The sequence below is a fragment of the Pseudomonas brassicacearum genome, from assembly GCF_000585995.1.
In the GTDB taxonomy this organism is placed as follows: Bacteria; Pseudomonadota; Gammaproteobacteria; order Pseudomonadales; family Pseudomonadaceae; genus Aquipseudomonas; species Aquipseudomonas brassicacearum_A.
The window spans coordinates 3,413,847-3,429,784 of sequence record NZ_CP007410.1; the positions used below are offsets into that span (position 1 = coordinate 3,413,847).

Here is a 15,938-nt window from a genome sequence, read left to right on the forward strand (position 1 = left end):
ACCCGAAAAAATCCGGAACTGCCAAAGCCTCCCGTCAGTCGCATGAACAGGTACGTCTGATTCAGGAGTAACCGTGACTCACGATCCCGATTGGCGGGCCGTCGAATCAGTGCCATTGGACACGCCTGCGGCGGTCCACCGGCTGCGGGTTCTGACGGTCAACACTCATAAGGGTTTCACCGCCCTCAACCGTCGTTTCATCTTGCCCGAATTGCGTGAAGCGGTGCGCAGTACCGGCGCCGACCTGGTGTTTCTGCAAGAAGTGCTGGGCGAACACGACCGCCACGCGTCGCGCTACCACAACTGGCCGCAGACGTCGCAGTACGAATTTCTCGCCGATAGCATGTGGAGTGACTTCGCCTACGGCCGCAACGCGGTTTACCCCGACGGCCATCATGGCAACGCATTGCTGTCCAAATACCCGATCCGCCAGTACCGCAACCTCGACGTTTCCATCACCGGTCCCGAGCGACGCGGGCTACTGCATTGCGTGCTGGACGTGCCGGGCCACGCCGAAGTCCATGGGATCTGCGTCCATTTGAGTCTGCTGGAAAGCCATCGCCAACTACAGCTCAAACTGCTCTGCCAACTGCTCGACTCGCTGCCCGACGACGCCCCGGTGATCATCGCCGGGGATTTCAATGATTGGCAGTTGCGGGGCAATCTCACCCTGGCCCGCCGCCAATACCTGCACGAAGCCTTCGAATACCATCACGGCCGCCCTGCCCGGACCTATCCGGCCCGTTTCCCCCTGCTGCGCCTGGACCGCATTTACCTGCGCAACGCCACCAGCCACGCCCCGCAAATCCTTGGCAGCAAACCCTGGACCCACCTGAGCGATCACCTGCCGCTTTCGGTGGAAGTGCATTTGTGATCCCTGGTTTTTCGCTTCAAAAGCACTGCACTACCTGTAAGTTCTGACAGTAGCGACGGTTATTATTCGTTGTTACGGTGCGATCCATACAGCGAGCGTTGCCAGGCCCTGTGTGCCATCTGTCGTGCAACCGATGCTGAAACCGGCATTCCTGGGATGCCGATGCAGAGGGATAGCACATGAGCTTGCGCGAGCACGGATTCAATCGACTGTTCAAGGCCCTATGGGTTTCGGCCCCCTTCCTGTTACCCGCCCCATCCGCCATGGCGGCTTGCACGCTGGCGCCAACTGCGGGCAATGACACCTACGTCTGCGACAGCGGCACTAGCCCCGGGCTGACGGACCTTTCAGGTGACAACAGCCTGACCATGCCCGCCAACGGCAGCGGCGTCATCTCCGGCGACGTCACGTTCGGCATCGGCGTCGACACCATCGTGATCAATGCCAACGGCGTGATTGACGGTGATGTCGAGCAAGGCGCGGAAGCCGACTCTTTCGTCATGAATGGCGGCAGGATCCTGTCCCTGGCCCAAGGCGACGGCCTTGATGAGTTCCTGATGACCGGTGGCACCATCGTCGATGCATTCGAAGACGGCGACATCGCCAGAATGACGGGCGGCACTATCGGCCGGGTCGACATGAAACTCGATGACAACGTTTTCGATATGTCCGGCGGCAACATCATCGGCAACCTGGTGACTGGTTTCGGCCAGGACACCATCATCCTCTCCGCCGGACGCATCGGCGGCAATGTCAGTGTCAGCGGCGGCAACGACAGGGTTACCGTCAGCGGTGGCGAGATCCTTGGCGAGGTCCGTGCCAGTGCCGGTGATGACCAGTTCCAGTGGAGCGGCGGCCTCATTCACTCGGCCGTCTTGATGGGTGACGGCAGCGATACAGCGCTCCTGAGCAACCTCGATGAAACGCTGCTCGCCACGACCCCTAGCCTGGATGGCGGATTAGGCCAGGACACCTTGACCTTCGCGGCCAGCACCACAGGCACGGGGTCCCGGTACGTCAACTGGGAGACCGTCAAGCTCACGCAAGGCTCACGCCTGGACCTGACTGACACCCTGGTCCTGGGCGACAGCGCCACTGCCACGGGCGTGCTGGCCATCGATAACAGCAGCGTGCTGACGTCGACCCAGGGCAGCATCAATCCCTTCATTGCCGGCCAATCGGTCACGCTCGACAACAGTGGGATCATTGACCTCGCCCGTGACAACACCCGCACCAACGACACCCTCACCGTGCAAGGCAACTATGTCGGTACCAACGGCCAGTTGCGCCTGCAAACGGCACTCGGCGCAGACGACTCCCCCAGCGACCGGCTGGTGGTCAATGGCGGAACACTCACGGGCAGCACCGCCATCGCCGTCACGAACCTGGGCGGCGCGGGGGCGTTGACCACCCAAAACGGCATCGAGGTGGTCCAGGCCCAGGGCGGCGCGGTCAGCGACAGCGGTGCGTTTTCACTGGCGCAAGCCGTCTCGGCCGGCGCATTCGATTACCGTTTGTTCAAGGGCGGTGAGAGCGGCAATGAAAACAGCTGGTACCTGCGTTCCACCGTGGTCGCAGGCCCAGTAGCGCCCCCCGACCCAACGTTGCCGCCCTTGCCGGTCCCGGTGCCCGGCGCGGCGCCTATTCCCTTGTATCGTCCGGAAGTACCGACCTGGTCGGTATTGCCTCCGGCGGCGGCGCAACTGACCCTGATGGCCCTGGGCACCTTCCATGACCGACAGGGTGACCAGCGCTTGCTTACGGAAACCGGAGCGTTCGGCGCGGGTTGGGGCCGGGTCTACGGCAAGGACTTGGATCAGACGTGGGCCGGCACCGTGACCCCGCGGTTCGACGGGTCCATCAAAGGCTTTCAGGTGGGCAACGACTTGTACGGTTCAACCCTTTCCGGGGGGCAGATCCAGCGCATCGGCTTCTTCGTCGGCCATACCGAATTGAACGGCAACGTCGATGGCTTCAACCTGGGCTTCGAAGGCCGACGCGCCGGCAAGATCGAACTCGACGGCGACAGTTACGGGCTGTACTGGACCCTCACCGACCCCACCGGCGCCTACGTCGACGCGGTGGTCATGGGCACACGGCTGGACGGCGACAACCGCTCCGAACGCGGGGTCAAAATCGATAATCGTGGGCATGCCTTGACCCTTTCTACAGAGGCCGGTTATCCGTTTGCCGTCGCCGCTGACTGGGTCCTCGAACCCCAGGTCCAGATCATCCATCAGAAGGTTTCCCTGGATACCCAGGACGATGGGATCTCCAGGGTCGAATTTGATTCCGACAGCGCCTGGACCGGCCGCCTCGGTGCCCGCCTCAAGGGTCGCTATCAGGTCAGCGGGACGCCGGTGGAACCGTACCTGCGCGCCAACCTCTGGCACACCTTTTCCGGCACCGACACGGTGACGTTCGACAATACCCAAAGGATCGAAACCCAACAGCGTGCCTCCACAGGTGATTTGGGTGTCGGTGTCATCGTCAGCCTGGCGCCCACGGTCAGCGTCTACGCGGGCGCGGACTACAGCAAGAACTTCGACAGCAGTCAGCAACGCAGCGTGGCCGGCAATCTGGGCGTGCGGGTCACCTGGTAGGGAGTGTTATCCAGCGGTTTTTACGTCGAAACCGACAACCGGATAACGCCAAAAAATCAGCCATTTATGATGGCTGATTTCATCTTGCCATTCATCGTTCAGTTTCTTGACGCAGCGGTGCCAGTCTTCTTGACTACACCGTACTACCCCCGGAAATACAGTCAGGGGCAGGCCTCTGGAACCCGCTAGATCGGGCCGCCAGAGGCTTGCCTCAATCCATTCGGTCGCCCCTCATTCGGGGTAGGAGAGACGCCAAAAGCGAGAAACCCATGCGATTGCAAGGCAGGCCTCCATGAAAACCTCCTTCCACCCACAAGAGATCACCACCACCTTCTGCAGCGTCTCGACATCGCTGCTGTTGCTTTCGTCCATGGAGGTGCAGGCCTGGCCTGCCGAGGAAACAGCACAGCCCTGGTATGGTCGAACCCCCTCCGACAGCCTGAACGGCGCCTTCATCGGCAACGACGCCCCATCGAACAAGAGCCCCGCCCTGTTCACGCTGCGCAACGACAGCGGGCACACCCAGCGCATGGGCCTGGTCAGTGGGCACAACCAAGTCCTCTCCACGGCCGGCGGCATGCTGGTCACACCCGCCCTGGTCGAACCGGGAAAAGACGCGTTGAACCTGCAAGGCCGTAGCCTGGGTGCCTACTGGAGCCTGACCGGGCCTGCGGGCTGGCATGTCGACCTGAGTGCCAGCGGCGGCCGGGTCAATGGCTACAGCCGTACTGAACAAGGCCAGCGCCAGGCAACCGAAGGCAACGCCGTGACGCTGTCGGTCGAAGGTGGCTTTCCTATCGGTATCAGCACCCACTGGGTGGTCGAACCCCAGGCGCAATTGATCAACCAGCGCGTCACCCTCGACTCACCGAACGCCGACAGCGGCACCGGCAATGAACTGAGCAGCTGGAGCGGCCGCGTTGGCGCACGACTCAAAGGGAGCTACCAGGTCAACGGCCTGGGTGTGGAACCCTACGTGCGTACCAATCTGTGGCACACGGTCCAGAGCACCGACACCTTGACCCTGGACAAGGTCGACAAGATCAGCAGCAGCCGAAAATCTTCCACCGTCGAGGTCGGCCTGGGCCTGGTGGCCCGGGTCACGCCGGTGGTGAGCCTGTATGTCAGTGCCGACTACAGCAGTGATGTCGACGACAATGACCTCAATGGCATCATTACCAGCATGGGCGTGCGGATGCGCTGGTAAAAATACTAAGACCCGTGGCGAGGGGCTTTCTCCCTCGCCACGGGATTATCTGCGTCCTTAAATGAACGGTATTGCGCGTGCCCACACCTGCTTAAAAAAAAACTCCATTAAGGCGTATAACGCTAAAAGCGCTTTATGCTTGCAAGCCCATGGCTCATCTCATTGATGGAGTAACGACATGACCACAACCCCTTTTCTCGCCAACCTGTTCCCCAGTGCCGCCGACATCCCGGACGCTTACCGCCTCGATGGACAGATCGAGCAGCGCGAATACCTGGTCGATGGCGTCCTGCAAACCTGGCAAGGGCCACTGGCCGTTGTACGCAGCCCGGTCTACCTGACCGGCGAGCTAGGTGATGACCAGGTGATTCTCGGCAGTACGCCGCTGCTGGATGCCGAGACCGCCCTCACCGCCCTGGATGCGGCCGTCCGGGCTTATGACCGCGGCCAGGGCCAATGGCCAACGATGCGCGTCGCAGAACGTATCCGTCATGTGGAAACCTTCCTGGCGCGCATGCGTGAGCAACGCGAGGAGGTGGTCAAGTTGCTGATGTGGGAAATCGGCAAGAACCTCAAGGACTCCCAGAAGGAATTCGACCGCACCTGCGATTACATCGTTGACACCATCAATGCCCTCAAGGAACTGGACCGTCGCTCCAGCCGTTTCGAACTGGAGCAAGACACCCTCGGCCAGATCCGTCGCGTGCCACTGGGCGTGGCCTTGTGCATGGGGCCTTACAACTATCCGCTGAACGAAACCTTCACCACGCTGATTCCCGCCTTGATCATGGGCAACACCGTGGTGTTCAAGCCGGCCAAACTCGGTGTACTGCTGGTCCGTCCACTGCTGGAAGCCTTTCGCGACAGCTTCCCGGCAGGCGTGATCAATGTGATCTACGGCAGCGGCCGGGAAACCGTCAGTGCGTTGATGGCCAGCGGCAAGGTCGACATCTTCGCCTTCATCGGCACCAACAAGGCCGCCAGTGACCTGAAGAAGCTCCACCCGCGCCCGCACCGCTTGCGTGCCGCCCTGGGGTTGGACGCGAAGAATCCCGGGTTGGTGTTGCGGGAAGTCGACCTGGACAATGCCGTCAGCGAGGCGTTGACCGGCTCGCTGTCATTCAACGGCCAGCGCTGCACGGCATTGAAAATCCTGTTTGTCCATGAAGACGTGGCACCGGCATTCATCGAGAAATTCAACGCCAGACTCGCCACCCTGAAACCCGGCATGCCGTGGGAAGACGGCGTGGCGCTGACGCCGTTGCCCGAAGCGAGCAAGGTCGATTACCTGCACTCGCTGGTGGCCGATGCGACCGCCAAAGGCGCCGCGGTGATGAATGCCCACGGTGGCGAATCGCGCAGCTCGTTCTTCTACCCGGCCGTGCTCTATCCGGTGAACACCGCGATGCGGGTCTACCACGAAGAACAGTTCGGTCCGGTCGTCCCCATCGTGCCGTACCGCGACCTCAATACCGTGGTCGATTATGTCCTCGAGTCCGACTTCGGCCAGCAACTCAGCATTTTTGGCACCAACCCGGCCGAAATCGGCAAGCTGGTGGACACCTTCGCCAACCAGGTCGGGCGCATCAACATCAACGCCCAGTGCCAGCGTGGCCCGGACACCTTCCCATTCAACGGCCGAAAAAACTCCGCCGAGGGCACGTTGTCCGTTCACGATGCGCTGCGCACGTTCTCGATCCGCACGTTGGTGGCGACCAAATTCCAGGAAAACAACAAGGCGCTGATCAGCGACATCATCCGTGAGCGAGACTCGAACTTCCTGACCACCGACTACATCTTCTGAGCCGCGCCGAGCGGTGCGTTACGGCAGGGCTGGGCGGCGCACCTTGACGCCCCAGCCCTGTTGCATTCCGGCAGCCGCCAGCAGGATCGCCGCCACGCCCAGCCATTGCAGCGGCTCGAGGCGATGGCCGAAGGCGAACCAGTCGACGAAGATCGCCGCAATCGGGTAAATGAACGACAGCGCGCCGGTGATCGCCGTCGGCAATCGTTGAATCGCGCTGTACAACAACACGTACATCACGCCAGTGTGCACCACGCCCAGGGTCAGCAAGCTGGCCCAGGCCTCGGCCTGTTGCGGCAACGCCGAGAAATTTGCCCAGGGCGCCAGCAGCAGGATGCCGGTACTGACCTGGATCAGTGCGATCAAATGTGGCGGCGTGCCGGTCAAGCGCTTGATGATCAACGCGGCGATGGCATACAGCAACGCCGCGCCCAGCGCCAAGGCGATGCCCACCAGATAGTCTTCGCCACCCTGCCCTTGCTCGCCGTGGGCACTGACGATTGCCAGCATCCCGAGAAACGACACCGCCAGCCAGAACAGTTTTTGCGCGGTAATCTTTTCCCCCAGGAACAGCGCCGCCAGTCCCACCAACATGAACGGTTGAACGTTGTACACCGCCGTACCGATGGCGATCGAAGCGCGGGAGTAAGAGGCAAACAGCAAGACCCAGTTGCCAACGATCGCCACCCCGCTGAGCACCGCCAACAGGAAAGTAGTGCGCGTCAGAATGTCCCGACGCAAGAACCCGAACCCGGCGCAAATCAGCAGCAAGGTGGCGGCACCCAATACGCAACGCCAAAACACCACATCCAGCACTGGCTGGCCCGAGACCAGCACGAACCAACCTATGGTTCCGGAAATCAGCATGGCGGCCGTCATTTCGAGCGAACCGCGGCGTAAAGTCTTGTCCATCTTCAGGCTCCTTCAGCAAGTGGGCACAGTATGCCGAGCCTGCGGGGGGCTTCTCCATGGTTTGAAAAAGGCTAAACTGCGATTCGACCTTTTTTATCAAGGCAACTTCACGCATTCGCCTAACGGAGCTGAAATGACTGACGATATCGACCAGATCCTCATCAGCGCCCTGATGGAAGACTCCCGGCGCTCCCTCAAGGCCCTGGCCAACCTGAGCGGCCTGTCCTCACCCAGTGTCGCCGAGCGCCTGCGCCGACTCGAAGAGCGTGGCGTGCTCAGGGGCTACACCGTTGAGGTGGACCCGAAGTGCTTCGGCTATCAACTCCAGGCCATCGTGCGGATCCGCCCGCTGCCGGGGCAGTTGCAGGAAGTGGAACGGCAGATCCAGGCCATCGCTGAATTCACCGAATGCGACAAAGTGACGGGCGAAGACTGCTTTATCGCCCGCTTGCATGTGCGCTCGATGGAACAGCTGGACACGCTGTTGGACAAGCTCAATGTCTTGGCCGAGACCAACACCGCGATCGTCAAGAAGACGCCGGTCAAGCGGCGATTGCCACCAATGGCGTGAGTGGGATCCGGCCTCGGCTTTTGCCCGAGGCCGGCGGGCACGCTACTCCAGGTCTTCCAATTCAGGACTGCGTTGCACTTTGAACACCTCTTGTTCAGGTGCGTTGCTTGCTTTCATCAGGTTAAGAGGCTGAATTTTGTCGCAGGCATTCTTGCCGTCCGCATAGACTCCGCTGTGGTTGCATTTCCAGTCATAGAAGTTGGCCAGGGCCCCCGACAATTGCAGGCTGTAGTCCGTGCTTCGGGTACCGGGGGTAAAGGGCTGTCCGGCCGGGATATTCTGGAACCATTTCATCCAGTCGTCGCTGCCCACCGGCGGCGGATTGGCCTGGAAGGTCGGGTTCATCGGCGCCAGTTGCTGGTACTCAGCGGTCATATGGCAACTCAGGCACGAAGCCTTGGGGTTGTCCACTGGGCCGTTGAGGCGCCCGTTCCACCCCAGGTGGGTCGGTGGCAGCTCTTTGGCGTTCGCGTTGATTGCGGTCTGCTTCAGCGCCGGGTTGATCTTGGTTTCAGTCGGCGTCGGGTTGGTGAATGCGTCGCCAATCTCTTTCGGATCGTTCCCCCACATAATCCCCACCGGCACCAGATTGTTCCAGTTTGCTTTACCGGTCACCGCACCGTTGTACTGAAACGTCCCGAAGAGCCAGCCGGTGTCCTTCACGCGGGTATCACGCACAGCGATGTCCATCTGGATCAGCGCGACTTGGGTCACCTTACGGTCTGTCGAGGTGAACGTCGTGGTGGTGTAGGCATTCCAGAGCAATGGATTGACCAGGGATGGCACCGTGGTGACGTCTATATCGGCAAACAGCGCTTTGCAGACCACCGTACCGTTGGAAAAGCTCTTAGGTTGCGAGGTGTAGCTCGGATCAGGATTCTGTGGGTCTTTCCAGACCTGACCAATGGTGTAGGCGCCTATGTCGTTATAGATGCCCACTGCATAAGTTTGCCCACTACCTATTTGAGTACTCGCCAATTGCTTTGGCTTGATCGGAGCCTCCTTGGTGAGCCCTCGAATACCTTCACGGCCGTTAGGGCCGTAGTGTTGCCATGGCATGTGATACCACTGGCGCACCTTGTTTTTCTGTACCTCCCAGCCGATTTCCGTGTTGCCTTCCAGGCAATAGGCCTTTACCTCGTTCATGTAGGAGCGCCAGGTTTCGAAGTCATTGCTGAACGTCGTGGGCAGATGCTTGAAGAACGCCGGCATTGAAGCAGGCCCCGGTGGCACGGTGGGGTAATCCTGGCTGAGCCGGAACAGTGCGTTGGGGTAGGCACTCTTGGGGGGTGCGAAGCCGAAATCAGGGAAGGTTCCGGCCTGGGCGCCAGCCATGGACAACACGCCTGTCAGGGCCAGCAGTGCAGCGATTTTTCCTTGGGGGTGATTCATCGATATCTCCTTATAGGGAGAACGCCTGCCGTCCCATCGGATTGCTGACCGATGCGCAGGGTCTCCTTCTGTTATCAGGCTTGGGCACCATGCCCGTGCCTGCTCACGGTCCACGTTCAGTGAGGTGCCCCACCTCCTTGGGCCCGAGAATCGGGCACGACCAGACAAGGCTTGATAGCCAAATGCGAACGGTATCCGGAGGTTGTGGCGAGATTTCGCGTAGTCGCTGATCGATCCACTTCATGCCGCCCCTGGCAACGCAATCCCTAGCCATAGGTGTAGATCATTTATTCGAAGGTGCCATCACGTCTCAGGTTTTTTGCGGGCCATTGGCCACGACCACAAAATGCGGACGAAAAAAAGCCCGCCGAAGCGGGCTTTTCGCTCATCGCGATGCAATCAGTCGTCACGACCCATCAGGCCGAACAGTTGCAGCAGGCTGACGAACAGGTTGTAGATCGATACATACAGGCTGACGGTCGCCATGATGTAGTTGCGCTCGCCGCCGTGGATGATGGCGCTGGTCTGGTACAGGATGCAGACCGACGAGAACAACACGAAGCCGGCGCTGATCGCCAGTTGCAGGCCGCTGATCTGGAAGAAGAAGCTGGCCAGCACCGCGCCCATCAACACGAAGAACCCGGCGGTGATGAAGCCACCCAGGAAGCTCATGTCCTTGCGGGAGATCAGCACATAGGCCGACAGGCCGCCGAATACCAGCGCGGTCATGGCGAAAGCCGAGCTGACCACTTCGGCGCCACCCTGCATCTGCAGGTAACGGTTGAGGATCGGGCCGAGCAGGAAGCCCATGAAACCGGTCAGGGCGAAAGCCGATACCAGGCCCCAGGCCGAATCACGAAGCTTGTTGGTGAGGAAGAAAAGGCCGTAGAAACCGATCAGCACCACGAAGATGTTTGGGTAACCCACACGCATCTGTTGTGCGACGTAGGCCATCACGCCGCTGAAAGCGAGCGTGAGTGCCAGCAGGCCATATGTGTTGCGTAGGACGCGGCTAACCTCTAGCTGCTCAGCCTGCACGCTGTTGTTCACTGCGTAATCCTGTTCGCGCATGGCGACACTCCTCCGGTTTTGAAACATTCAGTGGCAAGGATCATAACAGACGCTCTGTAACAAGCTACGTAGAGAGTTTGACAGTGTGTTTCATTCGGGTATTATGGCGCCCGCAACGCAATACGGAGGTGTGGCCGAGTGGTTTAAGGCAACGGTCTTGAAAACCGTCGACTGTAACAGGTCCATGAGTTCGAATCCCATCGCCTCCGCCATTTTTATACGACAAAGCCCTGATTATTCAGGGCTTTGTCGTTTCTGGGGTTTGGAAAAGTCCGCCAGCCCACACCCTGGATGGGCCCCTGATTTTCAACCATCCGCCAATGTTTCGGAGACGATGCGCCGGTTCGGTGTTCATCGCTTATTCTGCGCAGCATCAAGGGGGATATCGAGGGTGAAGGTTGCGCCCTGTCCGGCCCCGTCGCTGTGCACGGTCAAGCTGCCACCCATTTCCTGCGCGGCTAGCGCGCAGCTGTGCAAGCCAAAACCGTGACCGTCTTTGCGAGTAGTGAAACCATGGGAAAAGATACCCGCCAGGTGCTCTGGCGTAATCCCATTGCCGTTGTCGGCCACCGTGATACGCAATACTGGCCCTTCAGCGAGGGCGACGCCGAACGTGATGCACGGGCTGCGATCGATCACGCCGTCCAGCGCCTGCTTGGCGTTTCTGATCAGGTTCACCAGAATCAGCAACACCCGGTGCCGATCCAGCGCCAGCAGGGGCAAGTCCGCAATCTCCTTGACCACCGTCACCTCCTGGCGCGTCCGTGATCCGGCGCTCATGCGCAAGGCATCATCGATTAACTCTGCAACCGGCACTGTCTCCACGATACTGACGGCAACGGCATAGGACTGCTGGGCAGCGACAATGGTCTTGATGTGGTCGATGCCCTTGGTGAGTTGCCCGAGTTCTTCGATGATGCCTTGCTGCTCTGCCGTCACCACCTCTGCCAGCTTGAGCAGGTAGTTGGGCAGCAGCTTTCCTTTGTGGTCTTTGGTGAGAAAATCACTCAGATCGTTGACGTGTTCGCTCATCATCTTAGCCACCTTGCCCAGCCCCTGGGCTTTGGAGGTGCGCATCTGGCTGCTGACCAGCTCTGCCGATACGTTCACGCTGTTGAGGACGTTGCCGACGTTGTGCAGCACCGTCGTGGCGATTTCAGCCATGCCCGCCTGGCGGGACTTTGCATTCAATTCGGCTTGCACCTGGCCCATGCGTAGCGCCGCGCGTATTCGCGCCTTGAGTTCCAGGGGCGAGAAGGGTTTGGCGATATAGTCATCGGCGCCACTTTCCAGCCCGGAGACGCAGGCCTCGCTGCCGCCGCGGGCGGTCAAGAGGATCACGGGCAAATGGGCAAAACCGGCGCTGGCTTTGATTCTGGCTGTCAGGCCAAAGCCGTCGAGTTCCGGCATCATCACATCCGAGAGGACGACATCGATGGGTTGGCGCTGCAGCAGTGCCCAGGCCTGCTCTCCATCGGCGGCGGTGGCGACGATGTAGTCGTTGTGCAAAAGCTCGCTGAGGTAGCTCAGCATTTCCGGGCTGTCATCTACCACGAGCACTCTGGATTGCAGGGAGCGCTCCGAGTGCTGCTCGTCGTTTGCGCCCTCCATCGAAGCACAGTCATTGCTACTGCCCTGTCGACCGTCGTCGAAACGCAGGTGGCGCTGCTCGGTTGTGCTCGGAGAGGATCGCTCGTGCATGTTGCTGGGTCCGGCCGGCACGGTACTTTGCTCGGCCCCCCGCGGAAGTCGAACAAAGAAACACGAACCCCGCCCGGGCTCGCTGTTGACGCCGACTTCGCCTCCCATCAGCTCGACCAGATCCTTGACCAGGGCGAGCCCGATGCCTGTGCCGCTGTAGTGGCGCGTGGCGGAATTGTCAATCTGGGAAAAACGCTGGAACAGCAGCGGCAGTTTGTCAGGCGCAATGCCAATGCCCGAGTCCTGCACCGCAAGTTCAAATCGCTCGCCCTCAAGCGCAGTGACTGCCAGGTGCACGGTGCCGCCAGCGGGCGTGAACTTGATGGCATTACTCACCAGGTTGAGCAGAATTTTCTCGAAATGCCGGGGGTCCAGGAACACCGTGCCAAGGGCAGGATCGATGCTGCAGGTCAAGGTGCAACCTTTGCCCTTGGCGACCATGGCCGCATCCTCGGCCAGCACGCCAACCGCCTTGTTCAAGTCAATCGGCGCCGGACACAGCTCAAACTTGCCCGCTTCGGCCTTGGAGAAATCGAGAATGTCGTTCACCCGGTTCATCAAGCGCAGCGCGTTGCGTTGGGCGCGCTCGATTTGCACACGCCAGTCCGCCGGCGGCGTGGTCGTCGCCGAGAGCTGCTCCAGAGGTGCGAGAATGAGGGTCAGCGGGGTGCGCAGTTCGTGGCTGACCGTGGCCACAAAATCGCTCTTTGCCTGGTTAGCCGACTCGGCCTGATTGCGCGCCTGAATCAGTTCGACCGCCTGCACCTCCAGCACCTCGGTCTGCTGGTGCAGTTTGTCGGTCCGTTCGGCAACCATTCGCTCCAAAGAGGCCTGGACCTGCTGTCGTTCGGCCTCGGCCTCGGCCTCCAGCACCCGGATGCGCAAGGCATTCTCCTGGAACACCCGGACGGCACGGGTCATGATCCCAATCTCGTCGCCGCGTTCGGCGCTGGCGATCTCGGCGTCCAGGTCGCCGGCCGCCAGCCGACGCATGACCGAGGCCAGGGCCACGATGGGCTGCGCGACAAACCGCGACGTGCTCCAGGCGATGGCGCCGGCTATCAGGATGGCAACGGTACCCGCGACGATCGTCGCAAGCATGCCACGATCCTTGTGAACCAAGGCGTCCGAACGCGCTTCGCCAGCGAAGCGCGCAACCAACAGGCCAGCGCTGCGAGCCTCGTTGCGAACCTGGTCGCGCGCGTCGCTCAAGGCGTTGCTCGCCTGATGGAATCTGGCGAATGCCGCCCGGTAGCCAGCTATCTGCTCGCTGACCGTCAGGGGCGTGGCATTGGTCTGCGGCCCCACGGACGAAGGGAGCACGCGCGCGAGACGGGAGAGCTCGTCCAGGATCTTGTCGACAGCGCCGGCGACTTCGGCCGACGGTGACAGGCGAAACGACAAGGTCTGCGCCTCCAGGGTGGCAACCCGCTCGGCGAAACGCTTGGACAGCGCGGCTGCATTTTGCAGCAAACCGGTGGCTGCCTGAATGTCGCTTGCGTCATGGGCAACGTGCTCATCCACTTCAGCCAACATCGCCTCAAGGCGCTCAGCCACCTCCCCGACGGCGGCGAGCTGCCGCAAAGCCTCGCCTCCCCGCAGCTTGGGCGCCTCGCCAAGGTGCTCGACCGCCACGCTGGCAGCAGTGACCGCCGTCGCCAACTGGTCCAGAGTCTCCATCTCCAGTGGCGCCGCCATCAACTCACGCAACTGCTCGACCACGGGCGGCAGTGCCGCGCAGGCGTTCCGCGCCGCAGTAGCGGCCGCCCCATCACCGGTCACCAGCAGCTTGGCCACATTGGCGGTGATGATCCGCTCACTGTTGCGCAGGATGTCCAGGATGCGATGGGCGCTCTCGATATTGCTCACCCGCGCCTCGTGATCAGCGGCGCGGGATTGAACCCCCTTTAACCCATCGGCGATGCCCTGTTCGACGAGGATCGTCGCCTCTCGCATCCGGCCGTAGTGGGCTGTCATGTTTTCCGTTTCGCCATCCATGGTCAGGGTCGCCGCGCGCAAGGCGGCGATCGCCGCGGCGAGCCTCTCCAGGCTGCCCTTGAGCGATTGCGCCTCTGCCACTGGAATGGCGGCGAGGCCGGTGATGGCCGTTGCCACCATGCCTTCGGCCTGAGACAAGCTTTCCTGGTCGCGGGTGGCAATGAAGTTTTCCACCCGCCCGGTGGCCCCGTTGACCGAGGCCAGGATTTCCGCGGAATGGCTGGCGGAATCCACCGCACCTACCATGCCTCGCAGGCCGTAGAGGTTCACGAGCGATACCGTCAGCATCAGAAACACCAGCGCGGCAACCGCGAGGCCAATCCTGACGGCAATGGGCCTGTTCGTGGCTGATTTGAATGCCAGCATGGCGCCTGGCCCTCTCGCCCGCCGCTACTGCTTCGTCACCTCCGGCGAAGGCGCCGTCTTGTTGATGGCCGCGTCGATCATCGCCGCAACGGAAGCCTGGCTATAGGGCGGATTGGCGGCGCCGCCCACCGGCATCGTGGCGAGCCAGGTGTCCAGGTCTTTAGCATCGATGCGTACCAGAGGCACCTCGACGAACTTCGGCACCTGCTTGCCCGCCAGAATCTGCTGGGCCACCCAGAAACCCACCTGGGAGACGCTCGGGGAGGCGGAGACCGAGACGGTCTCGTAGCCGTTGGCATCGCGCTCCTGTTTCCACAGGGCAAGTTCGTCCTGACGATTCCCCATCACGATAATCGGCAAAGGGCGTCCCGCCGCCTTGAACGCCATGGCCGCGCCATAACCGTCGCCCCCTTGAGTAGCGACGGCATCGATGTTGGGCAGCGACGGCAGCGCCAGCGCCACCTCCTTGCGTGCGACAGAAGCCGTCCAATTCCCGTACACCGTCTTGGCGAACTTCAGGCCCGGATAATCGCCGGCGGCCTTGCGAATGCCGTCGCTGATGTTTTTATCGGTGGCATCGCCGGCAATGCCGCGGATCTCTAGCAGCGTTCCCTTCCCCTTGAGGCGCTCGGCGATATAGTCCATTTCCACGCGGCCCATGGCAGACCAGTTGTAGTCCACGGTATAGACGCAGGGTTCGGTGACCAGGCTGGCCATGACGACCACCACGATGCCGGCGTTGCAGGCATCCCGGATCACCCCGTTGAGAGCCGTGTCGGACGCCGCCAGAATGACGATGGCGTTGGCGCCCTTGACGATCAAGTCCTGGATATGGGCCGCTTGTTCCGATGCCGAGTTATTGGCGCTGACCACCGGAGCCTCGCGGATCAAGCCATCCTTTTGCGCTTGAACCGCAATCTCCTGCCAGTTGCGCACCATCACCTTGCGGAAATCGCTGCCCGCGTAGGAGTTGCTGAAAGCAATGCTATTGCTTGCGGTAGGGCCGCTGGCGATGCCGCCGTCAGCAGCTTGGGCTGGATTGGCGGCAATCATCGCCAGTCCGGCCACGCAGCCGGCGAAGCGCCACACGATTTTGTGGATCGGTTTATTGTTCATGCTGTGCTCCATGTGCGTGGGATTTACCGAAATTACTCCACCCGCACTTGCCGACAGCCTGGACCGACTGTTTGATCTGGTTGAAGAAATCGGCCTGCGGATTGGATCGCCGACCATGAAGAACTAACACATACAGACTCCTTCCTTGGCGGCCGAGAATAGAAACCAATGCACTGCTGTAGAAGTGATGAGCATAGCCTCAACGTAGACCCTTCGTTGGAAAGGTGACGTCAATTCGAAATCCGGGCAAAAACCTACAGTTCTTTCAGCCAGTGAAAGGAGTTCGTAGGTGGTAAAGCCAAAAAATCAGCCCAACCACCAAA

The 15,938-nt window shown here is 61.0% G+C and carries 10 protein-coding genes and 1 tRNA gene; 6 read left to right on the forward strand and 5 right to left on the reverse strand.

What is annotated here, in order from left to right; genetic code table 11:
* Positions 1–73 precede the first annotated feature (73 nt).
* The 4 genes from CD58_RS14775 (at position 74) to CD58_RS14790 (ending at position 6,488) form a co-directional block, all read left to right on the forward strand.
* Positions 74–874, forward strand: coding sequence for an endonuclease/exonuclease/phosphatase family protein (locus CD58_RS14775; protein WP_025213773.1), 801 nt, complete (start codon positions 74–76; stop codon positions 872–874).
* A gap of 179 nt (positions 875–1,053) precedes the next feature.
* Positions 1,054–3,477 carry an autotransporter outer membrane beta-barrel domain-containing protein gene (locus CD58_RS14780; RefSeq protein ID WP_025213774.1) on the forward strand — a complete coding sequence of 808 codons (2,424 nt, stop codon included), beginning with the start codon at positions 1,054–1,056 and terminating at the stop codon, positions 3,475–3,477.
* Between the two features lie 292 nt (positions 3,478–3,769).
* Positions 3,770–4,684 carry an autotransporter outer membrane beta-barrel domain-containing protein gene (locus CD58_RS14785; RefSeq protein WP_025213775.1) on the forward strand — a complete coding sequence of 305 codons (915 nt, stop codon included), beginning with the start codon at positions 3,770–3,772 and terminating at the stop codon, positions 4,682–4,684.
* A gap of 178 nt (positions 4,685–4,862) precedes the next feature.
* Positions 4,863–6,488, forward strand: a complete 1,626-nt coding sequence (locus CD58_RS14790; RefSeq protein WP_025213776.1) for an NADP-dependent glyceraldehyde-3-phosphate dehydrogenase — start codon at positions 4,863–4,865, stop codon at positions 6,486–6,488.
* Between the two features lie 18 nt (positions 6,489–6,506).
* On the opposite strand, the gene CD58_RS14795 is transcribed toward CD58_RS14790, so the two are convergent.
* Complete coding sequence (locus CD58_RS14795; RefSeq protein WP_025213777.1) at positions 6,507–7,400, reverse strand: DMT family transporter; 894 nt, start codon at positions 7,398–7,400, stop codon at positions 6,507–6,509.
* A 133-nt stretch (positions 7,401–7,533) separates the two neighbouring features.
* Here CD58_RS14795 and CD58_RS14800 point away from each other — a divergent pair, with 133 nt between their 5' ends.
* A complete protein-coding gene (locus CD58_RS14800; protein WP_025213778.1) occupies positions 7,534–7,971 on the forward strand; it encodes an Lrp/AsnC family transcriptional regulator in 438 nt (145 codons plus the stop codon).
* A 42-nt stretch (positions 7,972–8,013) separates the two neighbouring features.
* On the opposite strand, the gene CD58_RS14805 is transcribed toward CD58_RS14800, so the two are convergent.
* Both CD58_RS14805 and CD58_RS14810 read right to left on the reverse strand, forming a co-directional pair.
* Positions 8,014–9,363: a hypothetical protein gene (locus tag CD58_RS14805; protein WP_025213779.1), complete on the reverse strand. Its 1,350-nt coding sequence runs from the start codon at positions 9,361–9,363 to the stop codon at positions 8,014–8,016.
* 399 nt (positions 9,364–9,762) lie between these two features.
* Complete coding sequence (locus tag CD58_RS14810; RefSeq protein WP_025213780.1) at positions 9,763–10,434, reverse strand: Bax inhibitor-1/YccA family protein; 672 nt, start codon at positions 10,432–10,434, stop codon at positions 9,763–9,765.
* Between the two features lie 124 nt (positions 10,435–10,558).
* On the opposite strand from CD58_RS14810, the gene CD58_RS14815 reads away from it, so the two are divergent.
* Positions 10,559–10,646: transfer RNA gene (locus tag CD58_RS14815), tRNA-Ser, on the forward strand.
* A 139-nt stretch (positions 10,647–10,785) separates the two neighbouring features.
* Here CD58_RS14815 and CD58_RS14820 read toward each other — a convergent pair.
* Positions 10,786–14,499 carry an ATP-binding protein gene (locus tag CD58_RS14820; protein WP_025213781.1) on the reverse strand — a complete coding sequence of 1,238 codons (3,714 nt, stop codon included), beginning with the start codon at positions 14,497–14,499 and terminating at the stop codon, positions 10,786–10,788.
* Between the two features lie 24 nt (positions 14,500–14,523).
* On the reverse strand, positions 14,524–15,615 hold the full coding sequence (locus CD58_RS14825) for an ABC transporter substrate-binding protein (RefSeq protein WP_025213782.1): 1,092 nt from the start codon (positions 15,613–15,615) through the stop codon (positions 14,524–14,526).
* Positions 15,616–15,938 lie beyond the last annotated feature (323 nt).

Excerpts from the sequence above, each read along its gene's own strand:
- CD58_RS14780 (WP_025213774.1), top strand. The coding sequence starts at position 1,054 with ATGAGCTTGCGCGAGCACGGATTCAATCGACTGTTCAAGGCCCTATGG.
- CD58_RS14785 (WP_025213775.1), top strand. The coding sequence starts at position 3,770 with ATGAAAACCTCCTTCCACCCACAAGAGATCACCACCACCTTCTGCAGC.
- CD58_RS14790 (WP_025213776.1), top strand. The coding sequence starts at position 4,863 with ATGACCACAACCCCTTTTCTCGCCAACCTGTTCCCCAGTGCCGCCGAC.
- CD58_RS14795 (WP_025213777.1), bottom strand. The coding sequence starts at position 7,400 with ATGGACAAGACTTTACGCCGCGGTTCGCTCGAAATGACGGCCGCCATG.
- CD58_RS14800 (WP_025213778.1), top strand. The coding sequence starts at position 7,534 with ATGACTGACGATATCGACCAGATCCTCATCAGCGCCCTGATGGAAGAC.
- CD58_RS14805 (WP_025213779.1), bottom strand. The coding sequence starts at position 9,363 with ATGAATCACCCCCAAGGAAAAATCGCTGCACTGCTGGCCCTGACAGGC.
- CD58_RS14810 (WP_025213780.1), bottom strand. The coding sequence starts at position 10,434 with ATGCGCGAACAGGATTACGCAGTGAACAACAGCGTGCAGGCTGAGCAG.
- CD58_RS14820 (WP_025213781.1), bottom strand. The coding sequence starts at position 14,499 with ATGCTGGCATTCAAATCAGCCACGAACAGGCCCATTGCCGTCAGGATT.
- CD58_RS14825 (WP_025213782.1), bottom strand. The coding sequence starts at position 15,615 with ATGAACAATAAACCGATCCACAAAATCGTGTGGCGCTTCGCCGGCTGC.